The organism is Pseudaquabacterium inlustre (assembly GCF_038066595.1).
Taxonomy (GTDB): domain Bacteria; phylum Pseudomonadota; class Gammaproteobacteria; order Burkholderiales; family Burkholderiaceae_C; genus Pseudaquabacterium; species Pseudaquabacterium inlustre.
In genome coordinates this window covers 1-2,738 of the sequence record NZ_JBBUTH010000015.1, presented here as the reverse complement: position 1 = coordinate 2,738, position 2,738 = coordinate 1, and the positions used below count along the sequence as shown (strand labels likewise).

Sequence of the window (2,738 nt, the reverse complement as noted above, 5' to 3'; positions counted from 1 at the left end):
AATCTTCGGCAGCGCCGCCGACTTCGCGGCGATCGCCGCGTTCTTCGCTCTCGTCTTGCTTGGCATACATGCTCCTGCTGGTCATGCTATGCCTCGCACACAAAATTTCGGACAGGCTCATTCACAACCACAAACTACGACACGCTAATCGAGGATTCCTTATCGCTCGCAAGAAGACGCGTCTTCGACGGCTTCTCCACAGGCGGCATCGGATTTTGGACCGGGCATCGAGAGGAGGAGATTGCAAAGCTCCCGCCGCGCTGCCATCAGGTTGTCAAGCTCCACGGCTCGGTTGACTGGCTAAGAGCGGCGGACGGCACTCTGGTCCGGGCGAGATACGGAACAAATTATCTATCCCGTTTGGAAGACACCCTAATCTACCCGCAAGCTACAAAGTACGTCGAAACGCAACGCGATCCTTTCGCGGAGCTATTTGGCGCATTTCGACGGCTTCTTGCATCCACAGAGAGTCATGTGCTCTGCATAGTCGGCTACAGCTTTGGCGACGAACACATCAACCTCGAGATTGAGGAAGCACTCAAGCGCGACGGCAACAAGACGAACGTAATCGCGTTCGTGCGAGAAGTTGGACCTCCGGGTGCGACGTCATTGCCGGAGCGCCTTCGCGCCTGGATGACGGGGACCGCCTACAGCAATCGGGTCTATGTAGCGTCGGACCAGGCTCTCTACGCGTGTGGTTCCCGCTTTAGCCCCGCCGGTGGCGGCGAGCTAAAGTGGTGGAGCTTCGCAGGTCTTACAGGTTTCCTTAGAACAGGGAGCGCCAAATGAGCCAGTTCGACGAGCGCCAGGATCTACGCATCGGAAAGATCATAGAGGTATCTGGAGAGTCCATTCGAGTTGAACTAGGAGCGGACCTTGCAGAGCTGACCCGCATAGTTGAAGGGCGGGTCTATCCAATTGGACAGCTCGGAAGCATCGTGAAGGTGCACTACGGCCGCAAGCTTCTTTTTGCCTATGTCAGATTGCTGCGTATGCGATCGGAGATGGCTATTGAGGAGGGTTCAGCCCGCATCGCGCCGGGTGACGATTCTCGAATCCTCGAAGCGGACTTGTTCGCGCAGGGGGTTTGGAGGGGAGCACCCCAAGGACTGTCGATCTCTCGTGGCGTTGAGTTATATCCCTTACCACTGCAGGGTGTCTACCTAACGACGGCGGAAGAATTGGATGCACTCTTCGCGGCTGCCGAGCGGGCCGACAATCACAACGGGGTCTCACCGTTGGTAGCGATCGGAACTTATGTTGGTAGCAATGGCGCCATTTGCCGCGCGAACATTGACAAGCTCGTCGGCCAACACTGCGCCGTGCTTGGTTCAACTGGATCTGGTAAGTCAGGTACGGTTGCCGCGCTGGTACACGCAATGCTCAATCACAAGAGAGCTGAAACCGACGAATCCATCCGGCCGCGGATCGTCATGATTGATCCCCACGGTGAGTATGGGGCCGCCTTCAATGCGCAATGCCAAGTGTTGCGTGCATACGCCTCAGCTGGGCACGATGGAAATACCGCTGAGCTGCGCTTGCCGTATTGGTTGATGTCTGGCGATGAGTTGCGCGCCCTCATCATAGGGAAGACCGAGGCCGAAGCGACTTCGCAGAACAACATCGTCTACAAGGCGTTGAAGCATGCCAGGATGGTATCCGCTGGCATCGTCACACCGTTGCCTGACAACGCGACGGGCGATTTGCCGGAGACGCTATGCGCGGGCAAGACTCAAGCAGACGTTAGTGCTTTTGATCGCGACAAGCCGGTTCGGTTCTCGCTCGACGAGTTCGAACGTCACATAAGCATGGTTCAGGGCCGGAAGCCGGCGAAGACTGAACTATTGTCGGCCAGCGACCGAAAATCGCATGACTCGATTCTAGACAAGCTGACCGTACTCCGCACTGATCCACGGCTGCAGTTCCTAATGCGGGACGATCCAACAGACACATTGTCGCAATCTGTTCTCCAACTGACTGGGAGTTCAGCAGGTGGGGCGACCGTCAAGATTGTTGACATTTCAGGTGCACCCAACGAAGTAGCTGGAACACTGACAGCCCTGATCTGCCGACTTCTATTTAACTTTAAGGTTTGGCAGACCAGAGAACAAAGGGAGAAGGATCCCATTCTGCTAGTGTGTGAGGAAGCCCATCGCTACGTTCCCGACAGAGGGGAAGCGCAATACAAGGAGGCTCAAGAAGCTGTGAGGCGGATCGCCAAGGAGGGCCGCAAGTATGGCCTTGGCCTAATGCTGGTCTCGCAACGTCCCTCAGACGTGGAGAGCACCGTTCTCTCGCAGTGCAATTCTTGGATAATTCTTCGCCTGACCAATGGGTCCGATCAGGACCACGTTCGCCGCTTCCTGCCAGACAGCCTCGCCGGAATTACGCGGATGCTGTCTTCTCTTGGCCGCCGGGAGGCAGTGTTTGTCGGCGAGGCGGCAGCTCTGCCAGCCCGCATTCGAATCCGGGAGCTTGGCGCCGATCAGCTTCCAGATTCGAACGATATAAGCTTTGCAGGAGGTTGGGCTTACGCACCCAACGATGCCGCGGCGGTGGAGCCAGTTCTCACCAGATGGACCAATTGAGATTGGTGTGGACCTATGGCAGGTCAATTTTGGAGCCTGTCCGAAATTTTGTGTGCGAGGCATAGCATGACCAGCAGGAGCATGTATGCCAAGCAAGACGAGAGCGAAGAACGCGGCGATCGCCGCGAAGTCGGCGGCGCTGCCGAAGAT

2 protein-coding genes are annotated in these 2,738 nt (G+C 56.8%); both read left to right on the top strand.

Annotation, left to right across the window (positions count from 1 at the left end):
* On the top strand, positions 1–789 hold a 789-nt coding region (locus tag AACH10_RS25380), incomplete at its 5' end, for an SIR2 family protein (protein ID WP_423228667.1).
* Positions 786–2,588, top strand: a complete 1,803-nt coding sequence (locus tag AACH10_RS25300; RefSeq protein ID WP_341413338.1) for an ATP-binding protein — start codon at positions 786–788, stop codon at positions 2,586–2,588. The genes AACH10_RS25380 and AACH10_RS25300, both read left to right, overlap by 4 nt.
* The last annotated feature ends 150 nt before the right edge of the window (positions 2,589–2,738 follow it).